14 protein-coding genes and 1 tRNA gene are annotated in these 18,416 nt (G+C 35.7%); 11 read left to right on the top strand and 4 right to left on the bottom strand.

Annotated features, from left to right (window positions below; genetic code table 11):
• Positions 1-6: 6 nt before the first annotated feature.
• Positions 7-1,278 (bottom strand): bifunctional glutamate N-acetyltransferase/amino-acid acetyltransferase ArgJ, encoded by a 1,272-nt coding sequence (gene argJ / locus K6D58_RS07535; protein ID WP_296829230.1) that lies wholly within the window; start codon positions 1,276-1,278, stop codon positions 7-9.
• Between the two features lie 213 nt (positions 1,279-1,491).
• Positions 1,492-1,573 (bottom strand) — tRNA-Leu (locus K6D58_RS07530).
• A 202-nt stretch (positions 1,574-1,775) separates the two neighbouring features.
• On the opposite strand from K6D58_RS07530, the gene rsgA reads away from it, so the two are divergent.
• Genes rsgA through K6D58_RS07475 form a run of 11 tightly spaced genes read left to right on the top strand, consistent with a single transcriptional unit; the run spans position 1,776 to position 17,171 of the window.
• Positions 1,776-2,738: a ribosome small subunit-dependent GTPase A gene (gene rsgA, locus K6D58_RS07525; RefSeq protein ID WP_296829227.1), complete on the top strand. Its 963-nt coding sequence runs from the start codon at positions 1,776-1,778 to the stop codon at positions 2,736-2,738.
• A 50-nt stretch (positions 2,739-2,788) separates the two neighbouring features.
• Positions 2,789-3,295: a chemotaxis protein CheW gene (locus K6D58_RS07520; protein WP_296829224.1), complete on the top strand. Its 507-nt coding sequence runs from the start codon at positions 2,789-2,791 to the stop codon at positions 3,293-3,295.
• On the top strand, positions 3,282-3,692 hold the full coding sequence (locus tag K6D58_RS07515) for a hypothetical protein (RefSeq protein ID WP_296829221.1): 411 nt from the start codon (positions 3,282-3,284) through the stop codon (positions 3,690-3,692). The genes K6D58_RS07520 and K6D58_RS07515 overlap by 14 nt, the downstream gene beginning before the upstream one ends.
• Positions 3,689-4,780 (top strand): chemotaxis-specific protein-glutamate methyltransferase CheB, encoded by a 1,092-nt coding sequence (cheB, locus tag K6D58_RS07510; RefSeq protein ID WP_296829219.1) that lies wholly within the window; start codon positions 3,689-3,691, stop codon positions 4,778-4,780. Before K6D58_RS07515 ends, cheB begins: the two co-directional genes overlap by 4 nt.
• The gene (locus K6D58_RS07505) at positions 4,777-6,075 is read left to right on the top strand and encodes a CheR family methyltransferase (protein WP_296829216.1); all 1,299 of its coding nucleotides are present in this window, start codon (positions 4,777-4,779) and stop codon (positions 6,073-6,075) included. The genes cheB and K6D58_RS07505 overlap by 4 nt, the downstream gene beginning before the upstream one ends.
• Positions 6,076-6,090: 15 nt before the next feature.
• Entirely contained in the window at positions 6,091-8,172 is a 2,082-nt protein-coding gene (locus K6D58_RS07500; protein WP_296829213.1) for a hybrid sensor histidine kinase/response regulator, read from the top strand.
• Positions 8,162-10,051 carry an adenylate/guanylate cyclase domain-containing protein gene (locus tag K6D58_RS07495; protein ID WP_296829210.1) on the top strand — a complete coding sequence of 630 codons (1,890 nt, stop codon included), beginning with the start codon at positions 8,162-8,164 and terminating at the stop codon, positions 10,049-10,051. Before K6D58_RS07500 ends, K6D58_RS07495 begins: the two co-directional genes overlap by 11 nt.
• 9 nt (positions 10,052-10,060) lie before the next feature.
• On the top strand, positions 10,061-11,851 hold the full coding sequence (locus K6D58_RS07490; protein WP_296829207.1) for a methyl-accepting chemotaxis protein: 1,791 nt from the start codon (positions 10,061-10,063) through the stop codon (positions 11,849-11,851).
• Positions 11,841-13,703, top strand: coding sequence for a methyl-accepting chemotaxis protein (locus K6D58_RS07485; protein ID WP_296829205.1), 1,863 nt, complete (start codon positions 11,841-11,843; stop codon positions 13,701-13,703). Before K6D58_RS07490 ends, K6D58_RS07485 begins: the two co-directional genes overlap by 11 nt.
• Positions 13,700-15,448: a methyl-accepting chemotaxis protein gene (locus K6D58_RS07480; protein WP_296829203.1), complete on the top strand. Its 1,749-nt coding sequence runs from the start codon at positions 13,700-13,702 to the stop codon at positions 15,446-15,448. The genes K6D58_RS07485 and K6D58_RS07480 overlap by 4 nt, the downstream gene beginning before the upstream one ends.
• On the top strand, positions 15,438-17,171 hold the full coding sequence (locus K6D58_RS07475) for a methyl-accepting chemotaxis protein (protein ID WP_296829198.1): 1,734 nt from the start codon (positions 15,438-15,440) through the stop codon (positions 17,169-17,171). The genes K6D58_RS07480 and K6D58_RS07475 overlap by 11 nt, the downstream gene beginning before the upstream one ends.
• 9 nt (positions 17,172-17,180) lie before the next feature.
• On the opposite strand, the gene K6D58_RS07470 is transcribed toward K6D58_RS07475, so the two are convergent.
• Together K6D58_RS07470 and K6D58_RS07465 are read right to left on the bottom strand one after the other, a co-directional pair.
• Positions 17,181-18,083, bottom strand: coding sequence for a M28 family peptidase (locus K6D58_RS07470; RefSeq protein WP_296829195.1), 903 nt, complete (start codon positions 18,081-18,083; stop codon positions 17,181-17,183).
• A 52-nt stretch (positions 18,084-18,135) separates the two neighbouring features.
• Positions 18,136-18,399, bottom strand: coding sequence for an RNA recognition motif domain-containing protein (locus K6D58_RS07465; protein ID WP_296829192.1), 264 nt, complete (start codon positions 18,397-18,399; stop codon positions 18,136-18,138).
• Between the last annotated feature and the right edge of the window lie 17 nt (positions 18,400-18,416).

The following is an 18,416-nucleotide window of genomic DNA, read 5'->3' as shown; positions in this document are numbered from 1 at the left end:
GTAAAATTATGTACGGTAATCACCGTTAATCTTTACGTAATCATAAGTCAGGTCACAACCCCAGGCTGTACCGCAGGCATCTCCGTCTTTAAGGCTTACGTTAATTACAACTTCATCTTCTGAAAGTATTTTCTTTGCCAGATCTTCATCAAAGTTCAGTGGAACACCGTTTTCAAAAACAGTAATTGAAGTCTTTTTACCGGTCTGTTCACCTACAAAATCAGTAAATCCTGTACGCTGAGCTCCCTCTGCACTTTCAAAGGCAACACTTGTTGTTTCAGGAGTAAAGTTTTCACCGGAATAACCCATGGCACAGAGAATTCTTCCCCAGTTTGCATCTTTTCCAAAGAATGCTGCCTTTACCAGGCTGGAAGAAATAACTGCCTTTGCAAGACGGCGGGCTGTTTCTGTATCGCAGGCACCCCTTACATTACATTCAATAAGACGTGAAGCCCCCTCTCCGTCTCCTGCTATTTTTTTAGCCATCTGAGTATTGATTGCATTAAGGGCTTCATAGAAAGCATCAAAATCCTTACCTTCAGATGTAATTTCTTCATTACCTGCCATAGAGTTTGCAAGAATCGTAAGGGTATCATTTGTAGATGTGTCTCCGTCTACAGAAACACAGTTATAAGTACCTGCAATACTCTTGCGTAAAGCCTTTTCAAGCATGGCAGAAGAAATGGCACAGTCTGTAGTCATAAAGCTGAGCATTGTACCAAGGTTAATATGAATCATTCCGGAACCCTTGCACATGGCACCGATTCTTACTGTTTTACCGCCAATAACTGTTTCTACGGCACATTCCTTGTAGTGGGTATCAGTTGTCATAATGGCAGTACGGGCTTCTGCATGACCTTCCTTGCTAAGCTTTGATTTAAGGCTGCCGATGTTTTTTTCTATAACTTCTACAGGAAGCTGCTGTCCGATTACACCTGTTGAACATACAACAACGTCATCAGGACTGATTCCAAGAGCATCAGCTGCAGCTTTGGCCATACGGTAAGCATTTTCTGCTCCCTGGGCTCCTGTACAGGCATTTGCATTTCCAGAGTTTGCAATTACAGCCTGAGCCTTTCCGTTTGCAAGATTTTTCTTTGTAAGTTTTACGCTTTCTGCCTTTACACGGTTCTGAGTAAATACACCTGCAGCAGAACATGGTTTCTGACTAAAAATAAGGGCAGTGTCATTCTTTGTCCTGCCTGCTTTAATTCCGCAAAGCATTCCGCTTGCTGTAAATCCTTCAGGAGCTGTAACTCCGCCATCTATAAACTGCATTTTTATGCACTCCTTTTGCAAATTTTTGCATAATTATAATAAAGTTTGACTTATTATACAATAAAACAAAGTCAGTGCAAGTAAAATTCCCTTCAGGAAGGCAATAAAAAGCAAATATTTACATAAAAAATTAAATGAAAAACAATAAAATAAAGATTAGCTCAGGGCAAAAAAAAAAGGAACCAGTTTTTTAACTGATTCCTTTAGAAGATGTGCGGCGAACAAGACTTGAACTTGCACACCTTTCGGCACAAGGACCTCAACCTTGCTTGTCTACCAATTCCAACATCGCCGCAGATTCAACACAGCTAAGCGCTGAATGCTTAAGTAGAATATATCTTTGACGATTTTGTGTCAATAAGATTTTGAAAATTTTTTGATTTTTTTTTATTTTTTTTTGAAAGTTTTTTATTTTCCCTAAAAGAAGGCTGCTTTTACCACCTCTGCCCCTTTTTCCCTTGACAGGGGAGCATATTTAATTCAGAATTCCATAACATATGTATGGTCTTATACTAAGCGGCAGTAAAAACGTTTTTGAAGTTGAATGTGACGACGGCTATATTCGCAACTGTGCCATTAAGGGCAAGGTTCTTAAAGCCAGTGAAGGTTACTATAATCCCCTTGCACCTGGAGACAGGGTTATACTTGATGATTCAACCCTGGAAGAAGAAAAAGGAATGATTACAGACCTTGCAGAAAGAAAAAACCGCTTTGTAAGATGGAATATAAAGAAAAAGGAACCTCAGATTCTTGCGGCAAACCTTGATTATCTTCTTATAGTTACAACACCGGACAATCCCCCCTTCCGCCCAAGATTTGTAGACAGGGCCATAGCTCAGGCTGAATATGAAGGAATTACACCGGTTATTGTCTGCAATAAATATGATGTAAATGCAGCCAGGGATGAAGAATTTCAGTCCCGCCTTGAAGTGTGGGAAAATGCAGGCTACAAGGTAATCCGCTCCTCTGCCAGAACAGGTGAAGGTATGGAAGAACTTGCAAACCTTATAGAAAATCACCTTAGTGCCTTTGTAGGTCAGAGTGGTGTTGGTAAAAGTTCAATAATTAACGTTCTTGATAATACTGTAGTTCTTAAAACCGGCAGTCTTTCTCAAAAATACGGAAAGGGCTGCCATACTACAACAAAGGGAACCCTTATTCACCTGCAGATTGATGAAGCCCTTGTAGGGGGAATAAAGGGTGCTACGGCAAATATTATTGATACTCCCGGTGTAAGGCGCTTTCTTCTTAATGACATTACCCCGGATAATCTTGCCCTTTACTTTAAGGAATTTGTGCCTTTCATAGGTAAATGCAATTACGGTATGAGCTGCAGCCACACTCACGAAAAAGGCTGTGCAATCCTTAAGGCTGTAGAAGAAAACAAAATAAGTCCCCTTCGCTATGACAGCTGGATGCGTATCTGTCAGGAAATGAAAAGCGGCAGTTTTGAAGACTGATCAATAAAAAAATAGCAAATTAAAGCTTTTGAGTGTATAATTTCTATAATATGGATGAAAATATTCTCAAAGCGATAGAAGAAAATCAGGCCTCACCTTCCGAAAATCAGGATTCTGAAGAAAATAATACTACCTGGCTTATTTTTTACGCCGGAAGCAAGGCCTATGCAACTGATGCCAATAATGTAAGGGAAATTCTCCGTAATGATGAAATTTTTCAGGTTCCCTTTGTTCCGGAATACATAAAGGGTGTAATCAACTACTACGGTCATCCCTATGCAGCCGTGGATTTTTCACTTTTCCAGAAAGACGAAAGTCAGTCATCAGGTCTTTTTCTTATTCTTAACGATGACAATGATATTGCAATTCAAATAAGCGACGTAAGGGAGTTTCAGACTATAAATAACAACTACCTCCATCCCTTTAACCAGACTACAGACACTTTGTATTTTACCGGTGCCATTGATTACGATAACGGTATTCAGCATATAGCAGTTCCTGTACTGAATTTTAAAACAATTACTGAAAGGATAAGGCAGGATTTTGAAAGCGAATGAGTGGTTTGCGGTAATTCCGTTTGAAAAAACAGATATTCTGATTCCTCAAAGCTACATTGGAGATTTTTCTTTTTCCGGTATTGCTGAAGAAAATACTTCCATGCCCCTTTTTTATATTGATAAATACTTTTATGGTCACAAGACTGAAGAAAGTAAATACAGCAGCCTTTTAATAAAATGCCCCCGTCCTTTTTTTATAAAAACAGCAAGTCTTCCGGAAATAAAGCAGCTGTCCCTTAAGACATTCAGTTTTCCCCCCGCCCTTATGAAAAATAAACTTCAGAATATGGGCTGTATGGCAGTTAGTTTTGAAAATAACAGGCTTCAGGTAATTATAGATCCGGAAAGAATAAGGGATACGCTCAGCTTAAATGAAGACAGAGGAGACTTGATGTGATAAGGGTACTTCTTGCAGATGATTCAGGAATAGTAAGGGCAATCCTCAAACAGCTTATGTCTGATGACGGCAGATTCAATGTATGCGGATCTGCAGAAAACGGACAGAGGGCTGTAGAACAAAACGAAGCCTTAAAACCTGACCTTATCGTTATGGACATAAACATGCCTGTAATGGATGGTATAACTGCAACTAAAAAAATTCTTGCTGACTATAATCCTGCCATAATAGCCTTTACAACTGAAGATGCTGTTGATGTAGGTTACAAGTGTCTTGAAGCCGGTGCCCTGGAGGTTATAAGAAAGCCTGATTTAATTGAGATGAATCAGACTGTGATGAAAACTTTTCTTGACCAGTTTTATCTTGTGGCAGAAAAACATGTAAGAAATCAGGAGAGCAGAAGCAGCAAAAGGAAATCCCTTCTTCAAAGAATAGAAGAAAGGGCTGCAGAAAATCAAAAGCCTCCTTCCATTCAATTGAATCAGTTAAATCAGGTAAATACTGAAAAAGAAAAATACGAAGTTGTAACTGCAGGGGCGTCTACCGGAGGACCGGCAGCTTTACTGGAATTTATTGCAGGTCTTGGTAAGAATTTTAACCTGCCCCTTCTTATTACCCAGCATATAGATACAAACTTTGACCTTCACCTGGTAAAATGGCTTAAAAAAAACAGCGGTCTTGATGTAAGGCTTGCAGAAGACAATACAATACCGGAAAAAGGTGTTATATATATTGCTCCGGCAGATAAGCACATGATTGTTACAGGCTCTTACGATGGCTGTAAATACATAAACCTTACTGATGATGAACCTGTTCACTATTTAAGACCTGCAGTAGATAAACTTTTTTCCAGTGCAGCAGAAGTTTACGGGGACAGGATGATTGCAGTCATTCTTACAGGAATGGGCAAAGACGGAGCTGAAGGCTGTAAAAAAGCTTTTGACAAAGGAGCCCTTACCATTGCTCAGGATGAAAAAAGCTGTGCTGTATTCGGAATGCCCCAGGCGGCCATTAACATTGGTGCTGTAAAACATGTTCTCCCTATTGAAGAGATTGCACCTTTTATAAGGAGAAAAACCGGAATATGAATTTTACAGGACAGATACTCTCCATAATTAAGGAACACTCAGGCATTACTACAGGAACAGCCCACACTTCTTTTGTGGAAAGCTATGCAAAAAAAAGAATCAGTGAACTTAATATAAACGAAACTGATTATCTCTTCCGCCTTAAAGAAGATAACGGTGAACTTAGAAAACTTATTAACAACGCTACAATTAATGAGACCTATTTTTTTAGGGAAGAGGAACAGTTTAATTATTTATCCCGCATTCTCTTACATAAAAAAAATGAAGGCTGTGTAAAAATCTGGAGTGCAGCCTGCTCTACCGGACAGGAACCTCTTTCCATTTACGCCCTCTGTAAAAATCTGGGAATAAATGCAAAAGTCTACGCTTCGGATATTGATACTGCAGCCCTTGAAAAATTTAAGGAAGGAAAGTTTTCCCTTAATTCATTCCGTAATGACGGCTCTAAATACAAAAAAATGCTGGAACAGCTGGGAAATTATGATGGAGATTCCTTTTACGTAAAAAAGGAACACATTAAACAGATTGATATTTTTGTAAATAACCTGGCCAGAACTAAGGAACACAGATTTACTTCTGACTTCTTTGACATAATCTTTATCAGAAATGTTTTTATATATTTTACTCCGGAATTAAGGCTTGAGATTTTAAGTAATATGGCTTCCATGCTTAAGCCTGGAGGTATACTTTTTATTTCCATTAACGAAATCCCTTCTGTAAATCTTTTTAATAACAATAAGATTGAGCTTAAAAAAGTTCACGAAGATAATGTTTACTTTTTTAAGAAAACGGAAGATAAAGTCATAAAAGCAGAGGATGACTTAAACTTTAAGCTTAATCAGCTTTACGAAAAAGAAAAATCCAGGCAGGCAGAAGAAAGCAGTTACGAAAAAATTCTGGAATCCTATTCAAGGAGGTTCTTTAAAAGTCTTGCAAAATCAGACTATAAGGACTGTCAGGAGATTTTAAAGGAATGGCCCCTGGGTCTTAGAAAAAGGGAATTTTATTTTTACTTTCAGGGAATCTTTTACCGTAACGGTAAAAACTGCAGTCTGGCAAAAAACTGTTTTTACAAAGCTTCTGTCCTTAACGAAAACTTCTGGCCTGCCCTTTACCAGCAGGGACTTCTGGAAGATTCAGAAGGGAAAAAAGAAGAAGCCTGCAGAATCCTTAAAAAATGCAGCATTATTCTCAATAAATATGTAGAAGACAGGAATATATGTTATAATTTAGTAATGGAAGATTTAGCTCCTCAGGACATATTAAAAAATTGTCTTTTACTGAGCAGCCGGTAGATTTTCAGGACAGCAATGGCATTAAGTAAAGAAATATTCATAGAAACATATATTGAAGAAGCTCAGGAATACATAAATGCCTTTACCGAAGGTCTGGTAACCCTTAAAAATAATCCGGACAAACAGGAAACGGTTACTGAAATTTTAAGAAACCTTCATACCCTGAAAGGTTCATCAAGAATGATGGACTTTGTACAGATAGAAAGTCTTGTACATGGCCTTGAAGATATTTTTAAAGGCATAAGGGAAAACGTCTATGAATTTACAGACCGCATACTTAAGCTTTCTTTTATTACCACAGACCGGATAAAAAAACTCTTTGAAAAAATAAAAAATACTCATTCCGATGAAGAAAACATAAAGCCTTTTACTGATGCCCTTACAAGAGCTTCAAGGGGACTTTTCTTTGATATAGAAAGTCTTGATGCCCTTAACAAAAATAATTATACAACCTACGCAGACTATGAAGATCAGGATGACAGCACTGACATAGAAAATCTTACATCTGTAAGGATTCCCATATCAAGAATTAATTCCATCATTCGTTCTTTTGATGACCTTCTTATAAGACAGTTTCGTTTTAAGCATCAGCTGGAACGCTTTGAAAAAAAACTTGCAGAAACTTCAGCCTTAAGTCTTCCTAAACAGTTAAAGGAAGATCTGCTTCTTACAGAGAATTCTATTTTTGAAACCCAGCATGCCCTTCTTGATTTAAGAATGCTGCCCCTTAACATTATTCTTGAACCACTTAAACTGTCATTTGAAACAGAAGCTGCAAAACAGTCAAAAAAAATTATCTTTGATATTCCTCAAACAAATTTTTCCATGGATAAAATAATTCTTGAAAAGCTTAAGGAAATTCTCCTTCACCTTTTAAGAAACAGCATTGACCATGGAATTGAAAATGAAAAGGAACGCCTTGCTGCAGGAAAAAGTCCGGAAGGGAAAATTTTTATTTATGAAAATCAGATTTCCAATCACATCATTATTACTGTAGGTGATGACGGACGGGGTATTGATTACAAAAAAATCAGGGAGAGGGCTTTAAGTCTTTACCCACAGCAGAAAAATGAAATCTCTACCATGAATGAAAAACAATTACAGCAGTATTTGTTTATGCCTGGCTTTACAACAAAAGACACTTCTTCAGAAATATCAGGAAGAGGTATAGGTCTTGATATTGTCCGCAACAACATGGAAAGAATTAAGGGTAAGATTCAGATTTTGTCTGAAGAAAAAAAAGGAACTCAGTTTAAACTTACCATTCCACTTTCTCTTGCAACCCAGCAGGGGCTTTTTGTACAAAGTGGTTCCATGAAATTTATGATTCCTTCCCATTACATTCATGAAATTGCTGACGGGGAAAACCAGAACTTTATTATCAGCCAGGGACAAAACTATGCCTGTATTCACAATCAGTTTATCCCTATCTACCATCTGTCTTCCCTTCTTGGAACAGAAAAATCAGATAAAGATAATGCCATAATAGTACTTGAATATCTTGATACTCAGATTGCAGTTGCTGTCCGCTCTATTGAACAGTACGAAAATGTTGTAGTTACAGCCCTGCCTCAGATAATGAAAAAAATGGATTCCCTTCAAGGGGTTGTTTATGATGAAAACTATTCCATCATTCCAATCCTTAATATTCCAAACATTATGCAGAGAATGAAGGGGCTTCTTGCCTACGACATGAAAAAATTCAATGCAAGGAATAAGAAAAAAATCTGGACCATTCTTATAGCCGATGATTCCAATACAACCAGACAGATTGAACAGACTATTTTTGAAACAGACGGCTTTACGGTAAAAACTGCAGGTGACGGTATTGAAGCCATTGAAATTATGAAGACTTACCATATTGATATTTTTATTATTGATATAAACATGCCGAGAATGGACGGCAATACCCTCCTTAATAACATAAGGAGATCTGATGAATATAAAAACACACCTGTAATTATTGTAACCGGAGCCTATGATAAAAAAGCTGAAGACTCTTTTTTACAGGCAGGTGCCCAGGCCTACATACTTAAATCTCAGTTTGAGAGAGGCATGCTTTTAAAAACTGTAAGGGAGCTGTTAAGTGAAAGATAAGATTCTTGTTGCCTTTAATTCCAGAACCATGCTCTCTCTTATCAGTAACTGTCTTGAAGAAGCAGGCTACAATGTTCTTACTGCTGTCGACGGCATTGAAGCTTTGAATATTCTCTGTGAAGAAGAACCTGTATGCGTTTTAAGCTATATGGAACTTCCACAGATTTCAGGCTTTAGTTTTGCCCGTATTCTAAAAAACACAGGCTACCTTAAAAATACAGGAATCATTCTTTGTTCTACAGAAGATGGAAGCGTTTATCAGTTCTGGGGTGATAATTCAAAAAGTGACGGCTTTTTTATACCCCGCTCTGACAACATGCATGAACTGCTTGCTCTTGTAAACAAAGTTACTGAACAATACAAATTACTCAGACAGACAGAAAACAAGGCTCCTGTAAAAAAGATTCACACGGAAGAACTTCTCGATCTTGTAACAAAGGCTTATGACAAGGAACTCTTTGAACTTTTTGTAATTAAAAATGCCTTTCAGACCAGCTGCTCCATTCTTAATCTTAATGAGATTCTTGAAAAAATGGCCCAGACACTTTCAGGTATTTATAATTATGATGCCCTGGCTATTATCCTTAATACGGAAACAATAATGGAGTACTACGACTACCCAAGCAGTCTTTCAAAAGAAGACCTTAATGACTTTAAAAATGTCTGTCGCAGTGACTTTGAAGAAAGAATATACAACCGTAAAAAATTTAACTGGAAAAGTAATATTATTCAGGAAGAAATAATCGAAGTAGAAAAATCAGAAAATAATTCCAGGATCGAAAGCTATGAATGTTTTCCTCTGGATTCAAGTAAGGTTTATCCTGCAACAATTCATATCGGCTCTTTTAAAAGCGGAGCCTTTACTCCCCGTCTTGAACAGAGACTGGACTTTTTTACCACCATCTATTCCATGATTATAGAAAAGGCTATCTGGTTTCATAAGGCAACAGTTGCAGAAGAAAGAATGAGAAAGGCCTTCAGCAGATTTATTCCATCCAAAATTATTGAAGATATTATTTCTGCAGATGAATCAGAAAAAATCGCTGTAGAAGAAAAAAGACTGGTTGCCATTCTTATTGCAGACATAAGAAACTTTACTGCCATAAGTGAAAAAAATAAGCCGGAAGAAGTCGTTAAATTCCTTAACTACTATTTTTCCAAAATGGGTGTCATTATAAAAAAACACGGCGGAACAATCGACAAGTTTATGGGTGATGCAATTATGGCTCTTTTTGGCGCTCCTGAAAGTTACAGATTTAATGCCAGCAGGGCTGCCAATGCTGCTGTAGAAATGATGAATGAAATTGACCACATGGATACAGGAAACCTGATTCTTCCTAAGGATTATAACTTTACTGTTGGTATTGGCATTCATTATGGTGACTCTATCGTTGGTGCTATTGGTAGTGAAGAAAAAAAAGAATATACAGTTATTGGTGACTCTGTAAACCTTGCTTCCAGAATAGAAAGCCTTACAAAAATTTACGGAGCAAAAATAATAATTACCAATAATGTAAAAAATGACATAGACAGCTGCCGTAAAAATAAAAACAGCAGCAATGAAAAAACTGATGCAAGCTTTGATTTTACCATGCGCCACCTTGATAACGTAAAGGTAAAAGGAAAATCAATAGCCACTAAAATTTATGAAATAACCGGAGACAAAAGCTGTTACAATAAGGAATTCCTTGATGCCTATAAAAAAGGACTCCACCTTTACTTTGACAGGAATTTTCAAAATGCAGCAGGCTATTTTACAAAAGCACTTGAGTTAAAGAGTGACGACAAGGCAAGTCAGGTAATGTTAAAAAGATGCCTGGACTTTGAAAAAAACGTACCGGAAAACTGGGACGGCTCTTTTGCCCTGTCCATAAAATAAGGAAATCAAATGGCAGATACATTTTCTTTTGATTCAAAAAATGCAATGACTCCTAAATCCTTTACAAGGGAGATGTACATATCAGGAATTATACCTAACATAATCCTTAGCATTATAGTTTTTCTTTACATATTTTATATTTCAGGTTTACTTGAAAACGGTTCATCCCAAAATGATTTTTCAATTTTTATGATGGTGTCCGTAATAATAGTTTTTGGCTCCCAGTTTATTGCCGGACCTTTTACAAATTCTGCCATCACAAAAAAAACATCTGCCAGGCTTTATAAATTTTATACACAAGAAACAGACTGTAATGAAAGAACACAAATCATTAAGGAACTTTCTCATATCTCAATAATGGCCAGTTTTGTTACAGTCCTTACTTTTCTTACTGCCTTTATATTTGAATACCTTGCCCTTTTTATCTTTTTTGATATAAGCAGATCAACAGTCATTTTTATATGTATCTCTGCCCTTCAATGTATTTTTATGGCAGCAATCTATGCCCTTAATTACGCAGAAAATATATGTTCAAAAAAAGCCTGTGACGTTTCGGCAAAGGGTCTTAACGAAAAAACAGTTCTCAAGGATAAATTCTACGGAAGGTCCCTGTCGTCAAAACTTATGATTATTTTTGCCGGAAGTTTCTTTGCATCATCTTTAAGTCACAGCGTATTTTTTATATCCTCAATAATGGATAAAATACCAACTGACACTCTTTTTATTAAAACAGGAATTGTACTTTTTATTAACAGCCTTATCTGCATCGTAACCGGATATATTATCGTCAACAGAATAAGCAAGTCCTTTTCTCTTGTTAATTCCATTCTTGAAAAATTTACTGATGAAACTCTTGAAAAGAATGTTAATCTTCCCGTTACTTTTAACGATGAGATTTCCTATAACTTTTACCTTATAAACAGAATCATTAATTTTATTTCTGATATTTCAAAGGACACTGTAAAATACAGCAGTCAGCTTGCCTCTACTATCAGTACCCTTACTGAAGTATCAGAAAAAAATGCGGAACTTTCATTAGAACAAAGTGAATACACAAGTCAGGTAATGGAAGAAATGAATAATGCAGCTTTAAGCCTTAACCAGATTACTGAAAAAATTACCCGTATAAGAATTAATGCGGAAGAAACAAAAAGCACTGTTAACGGAGGAGTATCCATACTTAAGGAAACAATTTCCAAAATGGCAGAAATCTCTGATGCAAACCTTAATACAATTACCGGAATAAAAGAACTTAGTGAAAAAATTGATAATGTCTGGGCCAGCATTAACACAATAGAAACCATTGCAGAAAAAACAAGAATCATTTCCTTTAATGCAGAACTGGAAGCTTCTTACGCAGGAGAACACGGAGAAAAATTCCATATAGTTGCAAACGAAATCCGCCGTCTTGCTTCTACCATCAGTGATTCAATTAAAGAAATAAAAGACAGGATTCTTATAATGCAGCATTCATCAGACAACCTTATTATTACATCAGAAGCCAGTACCCAGAAAGTAAAGGAAGGTTCAGATATATACATAAATCTTATGGATGAACAGTTTAATGAAGTAAAAATGACTTCTGACATAACCACAGAAGCAGCTACCCGTATTCAAAGAACTACAGAAAACCAGAGTATTCTCTTTAATGAAATCATTACATCCCTAAAAGAAATTTCCGGCGGCTTTGTAAAACTTTCAGAATCTGCCGAAGACCTTCATGAAACTTCACAGATTATCAGCCAGAGCTCTGACATACTCACTTCTATAATTAAAAAGGAGGAAGCTGATGTCAGGTAATTTTTTTATATTTAACAGAAAGCAAAAAATGGAAAAGAAAATAAATCTTGGTTACTCACTAATTAATTTTATTCTTCTTATCTTTATTTGTATTTACAGTAACTTATTTCTCAGAATCCAGAAACCCTGCGCTTTATTTACAATTCAGTGGCAGGTTATTGTTATCCTGATTTTTCTTATCCTTATAATGCCGATATGCAACAACCTTATTACCTTTCCTCTTTTGAGAAAACTTCTTTTTTACAAAACCCACCAGTCTTCTGGTCATAAAAAAGAACTTTTAATCAGACAGCTTAAATCATTCCCATCAAGAAAAACATTACACACTAACCTTCAGTACATGAGTTTTCTTACAATCATTTCTTTATGCTATTACTTCTTCTATCATTATGATATTAAATTCATTATTGTTAATTTTCTGATTCAGACTAATGTAATTTATATTGCTTCCCTTATTGTTTTCAGATATACAGAGTTTATGACAAAAATTGCCATTTCTGCAATTATGAATGAGCTGCAGGGAACAAGACATTACGAAAGGGTAAGTGATCCCGTTAATTCAATAAAATCTCTTTTTGTATTTTTTGTAGTCATACCTCTTATCTTTTGTGCAATTTCCATTGCCGGAGTTATGTTTTTAAGTAAATCATATTTAATTTATCATACTGCAGAAGGGGCTTTTTCTACTTTTGATCTTTCATTAAAAGAGCTGGACAATAATTTTAACTACCAGCTTTTATCTCAAAAAGAAGCAATCTCCAGCATGATTAGTGTAACTGTAATTAATTTTTTACTGTTAACTCTCTCAGTCTTTCTTTATATTAACAAGCTCAGCATCTATTTATTTAAAATGGGAAAGGCCCTTACTGCCATAAGTATTGGAAATATTACTAAAGTAAAACTTTTTCCTGTAGACCTTAATACGGAAATCTCCCATACCATGTATCTTCTTAATAAAATTATATTAATATTCAGAAAGATTCATGAAAAAACAGATTCTGCAAATATTCAGATAAAGGACTCAGGAGATAAACTTAGCAAGATTTCTTCCAAGACTCAGGATACCCTTAACATGCAGAAAAATTCCATTAATGAAATTATAAACACTATTAATCAGGCATCAGAGGTTTCTCAAAACATTAAGGAAAACCTTTCTGAAGTTTCTAATATTGCAAGAAAGACCCTTTCTACAGCCCAGTCAAACTTTACAACTTTTTCTGAAAATATTTCAAAAATTCAGGAGATTACTGATTCAAACCAGACAACAATCTCAGAAATAGAACAGCTGTCATCAAAGATACTGGGTATTCATGATATCATTACCCTGATTGACTCTCTGGCAGAACAAACAAAAATAGTTGCCTTTAACGCTGAACTTGTTGCCAACAGTATCAATTCCGACAACGAAAACCTTCTTAATGTATCTAAAGAAATCAGGCAGCTGGCAGAAACAACCATAGAACTTACAGGAAAGGCAAAGGAAAAAGTACAGGAAATTCAGGATTCCAGTGAAGGGCTTTTAAAAACCGGTGAAGACTGTATGCATAAGATTCATGAAGGAAACACTCTTTCAGAAAAACTTTCTACCCACTTTGCCAGCATCAGGGATGCTGCTTCTAAAAATGTTAATGACACATCTACAATTATGACCGACCTGGATAAACAGAAAGAATACTTTAACTATATGCAGCTTGCCGCAGAAAAAACAGAAGAAAAATTAAATGAATTTGAAAATACATCAAGGATAATTACAGATACCATCAATGACCTGCAGAACAGTTCTGCAAGTATAGAAAATATGAGTTTTAACATAAATAAACGCCACCTGAATTATAAAGGAGACATGCAATGAGTTTTAGAAAACATATCATTATAAAAAGCTTTTTACCTGACGGCTTATCAGCTTTTTTTATATTCATGTATACCTCAATTACCCTTCAGATTTCTGTAGATTTTGTATTTAAAACAGCCATACTCCTTGCTGCAATTTTCTGTATATTTCAATTTACTGTTGCTCTTTTATCCGACATGATTGTTTACAAAGGTATTTCAGAAAGAATGAAATACTTTGAAACAAAAGAAACAACAATAGAAGAAAGAACTGAACTTCTTGAAGAACTTCATCATCTTCCTTTTATTACAGCTATTATGACTTTTATTTATTTTATAATCGGAGAAATAATAGTTGCAGGATTTTTTATCGTTAAATTTAATTTTAACGTAAACATTATAATAGTTGTCTTCATGCAGTTTACCTGTGCATCCTTCCTTGCTTCACTTTTTGGAGACAGCTACTGCAGAAAAATATGTAATGAATATGCAGTAAAAATTGTAGCAGCCGGAGTTGATAAAAATTACGTTGAAGAAAAAAATTATTTTGGCAATGCTATTCTTACAGAAATAATTCTATTTGTAATTCTTCCACTTATTTTTACAACTATAATTGCCTGTGCAATCCTTATTGCAGGTTACTCCCCTATTCATCAGTCTGTATACTGGGAGCCAGAAAAACTCCAGATAAACAGAATGTTCTGGACCTGTATTCTTAACATTATTGTAGAATGTGCCTTCATAGTATTTTTCTATGTAAAGATATACAAGGTAAATTATAAAATGTCCCTTACCCTTAAAGCCATGCTGGATACGGATATAGATAAATTTGAATTTCTAGAATGTGATTTATCAAATGAACAGTCTTATTCCAATTACATGATAAACCAGCTTATAGAACATTTTAAAAACCTCCTTACAACTACAACCGAGATAGGAAACAATATTAATAATTTTGGAAATACCTTAACAAAGATTTCCAACGAAACTGAAACTACTTCTGTAGAGCAGTCTACAGGTACAAAAGAAATAGTTGCCACTATGGTAGACGTATCCCAGCTTTCTCATGATATAGAAGACCAGATTCAGGAAGTTTCAGACTTTGCCCAGGAAACCTTTGATAAAGTAACAGCAGGGTCTGATCTTCTTAATCAAAACCTTGAGATGATAAACCAGATTGCTGCTTCAAATGAAGAAACCATTTTTGGAATTAAAGACCTGAACTCAAAGATTAACCGGATCTGGGAAATTACAAATATGATTAATTCCATTGCAGACCAGACAAAAATCATTGCCTTTAATGCAGAACTGGAAGCCACAAGTGTTAAAAATGAAAACAGGAATTTTAAGAACGTATCTTCAGAAATACGCCGTCTTGCAAATTCCACGATGGACAGTACAAAAGAAATCAAAGATAAAATCAACGAGATACAGGCTTCTTCAAATGAACTCATTAAAGACTCCCAGAGCTCTACAAAATTAATCAGACAGGGAACAAACCTTGCCAGCTTCCTGGAAGAAAGGTTTTCCAACATTAAAAAATCTGCCCAGCAGAATGCCCTGTCTTCTTCAGAAATCAAATACCTTATAAACCAGCAGAACACTTCCTTTGATCAGATTGTAAAAACTCTGCAGCAGATAAATTTCAGTATTCAGGACTTCTCTGTGTCTACAAAAAACATTATAGATACAACAACTGAACTTCAGACAAATGCTGAAATCCTTAAGAACCTCACATCAAGCAAGGACGAAGACTATGAAAACTAAAGAACTTACCCTTACCCAGAAAATTTTTAAAGCTCAGATAAAAAATGATTTTATATCTGGAATCATAACATTCTTCTATTCGTCAATGTTTGTTTTTTTAACTCCTTCGCAAACTTTTCCTGCCATCATAGTTACTTTAATTGCCCTTGGCATTTTTATTTTTGGTATTTACAAACCTATTAATAAAATGCTTACCGGCAATATTTCCCAGAGACTGTATGCTTTTAAAAATGGAAACTGTAACAGCATAGAAGAAAGAACTGCCCTTTACAAAGACTTAATGTCTCTTCCTTCAAAAACATTTAAAATTCAGACAATCTTATATACCACAGCAATTTTCATCCTCAGCCTTTTTTATCACTATCTTCCTTCAATTGGACTGGACTGGAGGACAACAATTCTTTCTTACCTGGCCTGTTTCTTTGGAATATATGTCTGCGGAACTGTAGCCTTAAGAAGTACGGAACACATATGTATAAGCTATGCAAAAGAAATTATAGAAGAAGGTGTAGACAATAATATTTTTAAAAGCAAAAAACTTTATGGAACATCACTTACAGTAAAACTTGTAATAGAAATTATTATTCCTGTAATCACTACAAATATTATTACTTTCTTTGTTCTCTTCCAGGGATATAAACCAATTAACTACAGGCATTTTTCTCCTTATGATCAGATCTTCAGGATTATAACAATTTCCATAGTCAGCCTTATGGTTACAATCCGTGTCTGCTTTAATTTTTATAAAACCATTAAAGACGGTCTTGATAAACTTAAATCTTCTGTAAAAGAAATTTTAAATGACTCAAAATCAGAAATTTATAGTCCAACATCTGTAAGTAATGAAATGGATTATAACATTCATATAATGAACCAGATTATTAAAAAGTTCAGGCATAAGGTTCTTAAAGCTTCACAGGTTGGAAAAAACGTTCTTGAAACAACTGAAAATCTTTCTACCATTTCAACCATGCTTTCCAAAAATTCCATGGAACAAAGTACTGACGTTAAGGAAATCCTAAGCACAATGGAAGATTCCAATTCCCTTTCAAAAAATATTGCAAACAGAATTCTTAACGTTTCTGAAGGTGCTGAAAATACAAAAAAAGAAATTGAGACATCTCTTGAAGTATTAAAACAGAACATATCCCAGCTTGATAATATTAATACCTCCAATCTTGAAATAATAAACGGAATTAAAAACCTCGGCAGTCAGATTGAAAACATTGGCAGTGTAGTTACAATTATCAATAATATTGCAGACCAGACAAGAATCATCGCTTTTAATGCAGAGCTGGAAGCAGTCAGTGCCGGTAACGAAGGTAAAAATTTCCATATAGTTTCTACGGAAATTCGCCGTCTTGCCACTTCCACAATGAATTCAATTCAGGAAATTCAAACCTTTATCCAGAACATCCAGGAATCTGCAAGAAAACTTATTGAATCTTCACAAAACGAAACAGCCCTTATAGAAAAGGAACAGACTTTGTCCCACAAACTGGAATCTCAATTTGACACTATAAAAGATACTTCTGCCCTTACCTTTATTAAGGCCAACAATATTTCCGAAATCGTAGACCAGCAGACTTCTTCTTTCAGTCAGATTGTAATTACCCTTAAGCAGATAAGTTCAGGAATAGAAAGCTTTACTGTATCCACTAAAAACATCAGTGATACGGCTTTAAAGATGAAGGAACTTTCTTCTGCCTTAGACAGACTGTAATGAATATTATTAAAGGGGAACTTTTAAGGCTGCCAGTCCGGAAAGAATATTTGACATTACCATAAAGCTGTCTCTTGTAAGGGAAGCGGCATTATCCTTTTCTGTATGAAAAAGACGCCATGTAAGGGGAATACGTTCCTTGTAGGCATATTCAGGAACATGGGAAGCCATTCTTTCTTTTTTACTGGACTCTCTGTTAAGGACAGCATTTTCAAGATCATGGTTGGAAGAAAGTTCCCTTGCATAGAGAGAAGCTTCGTCTGCAGGAAGCATGGTAATAGCAACAGCCGGAATTCCACAGGCAATAAAAGAAGCATTGTCACTATAAGGAACAGGAAGGCTCATCCATCCCTGAGGACAAACTGAACGCAAAAGATCCTGGGTACGGTTAAAAAGATCCGTAAAATTTTTCTTAAAGGCAGAGGGAGCCTTTTCTCCTATTACAGTACGGGATAAGACAGGAACAGAGCCTCTTCCGCAGGCATCAAAGACATAAACATCATCGTTAACTATTCCAAGTCTCTTAAAAGTCTGGGCAATACCATATGCCCCCTGTTCATTAACACCTGTATTCCAGCCCAGCTCTTCTCCATCAGTAAAAAAAATCCTTACATTATGAAAGGTCTGGTAATTTTTTAAGCTGACAGCCCAGTTCATAAGCTGAAAATCAGCAGCACTGTTATCATTAGCTCCGGGACTGCCGGCAACACGGTCGTAATGAGCAATAACTGTCTTTATTTTAAACTGGGAATTATAAAAATGACTGGCATATTGAACCAGAATATGATTTTTGCCGTCAATGGCACAGACTGCACTGTCTACTCCGAATTTCTTAAGATAATCACGAATAAACTGCATTCTGTCGCAATCCGGAGAAATATACTGTAAAAAATCTTCAGGCAAGAAACTCATACTAAAAGTATAAATCCCTGTGCCTGAAAAATCAAATTACTTAAAAATTAAATCAGAAAGTACGGCGTTTTTTTTCTTCTGCAAGGCTTACACGGATTTTTCTACCGTCAAATTCCTTGCCGTTCATTACAGAAATAGCCTTTTCTGCATCTTCATCATTTTCAAACTCTACAAAACCAAAACCCTTGGACTGATTTGTATCCCTGTCCTTTATTATGGTAACTGAATTTATCTGTCCGAATTTAGAAAAAGCTGCATTAAGTGAATCTTCTGTAGTAATGAAGTTAAGGTTTCCTGCGTATACTTTTTTAGACATAATTACCCTCCATTATT

The organism is Treponema sp. (genome assembly GCF_024696245.1).
Lineage (GTDB): Bacteria > Spirochaetota > Spirochaetia > Treponematales > Treponemataceae > Treponema_D.
Note: the sequence above shows the minus strand (reverse complement) of the source record. Positions and strands in the feature narration are given on the sequence as shown.

What these genes read in the sequence shown, in the direction of transcription:
- argJ (WP_296829230.1), bottom strand. Translation starts at nt 1,278, where the DNA reads ATGCAGTTTATAGATGGCGGAGTTACAGCTCCTGAAGGATTTACAGCA.
- rsgA (WP_296829227.1), top strand. Translation starts at nt 1,776, where the DNA reads ATGTATGGTCTTATACTAAGCGGCAGTAAAAACGTTTTTGAAGTTGAA.
- K6D58_RS07520 (WP_296829224.1), top strand. Translation starts at nt 2,789, where the DNA reads ATGGATGAAAATATTCTCAAAGCGATAGAAGAAAATCAGGCCTCACCT.
- K6D58_RS07505 (WP_296829216.1), top strand. Translation starts at nt 4,777, where the DNA reads ATGAATTTTACAGGACAGATACTCTCCATAATTAAGGAACACTCAGGC.
- K6D58_RS07500 (WP_296829213.1), top strand. Translation starts at nt 6,091, where the DNA reads ATGGCATTAAGTAAAGAAATATTCATAGAAACATATATTGAAGAAGCT.
- K6D58_RS07490 (WP_296829207.1), top strand. Translation starts at nt 10,061, where the DNA reads ATGGCAGATACATTTTCTTTTGATTCAAAAAATGCAATGACTCCTAAA.
- K6D58_RS07485 (WP_296829205.1), top strand. Translation starts at nt 11,841, where the DNA reads ATGTCAGGTAATTTTTTTATATTTAACAGAAAGCAAAAAATGGAAAAG.
- K6D58_RS07480 (WP_296829203.1), top strand. Translation starts at nt 13,700, where the DNA reads ATGAGTTTTAGAAAACATATCATTATAAAAAGCTTTTTACCTGACGGC.
- K6D58_RS07475 (WP_296829198.1), top strand. Translation starts at nt 15,438, where the DNA reads ATGAAAACTAAAGAACTTACCCTTACCCAGAAAATTTTTAAAGCTCAG.
- K6D58_RS07470 (WP_296829195.1), bottom strand. Translation starts at nt 18,083, where the DNA reads ATGAGTTTCTTGCCTGAAGATTTTTTACAGTATATTTCTCCGGATTGC.
- K6D58_RS07465 (WP_296829192.1), bottom strand. Translation starts at nt 18,399, where the DNA reads ATGTCTAAAAAAGTATACGCAGGAAACCTTAACTTCATTACTACAGAA.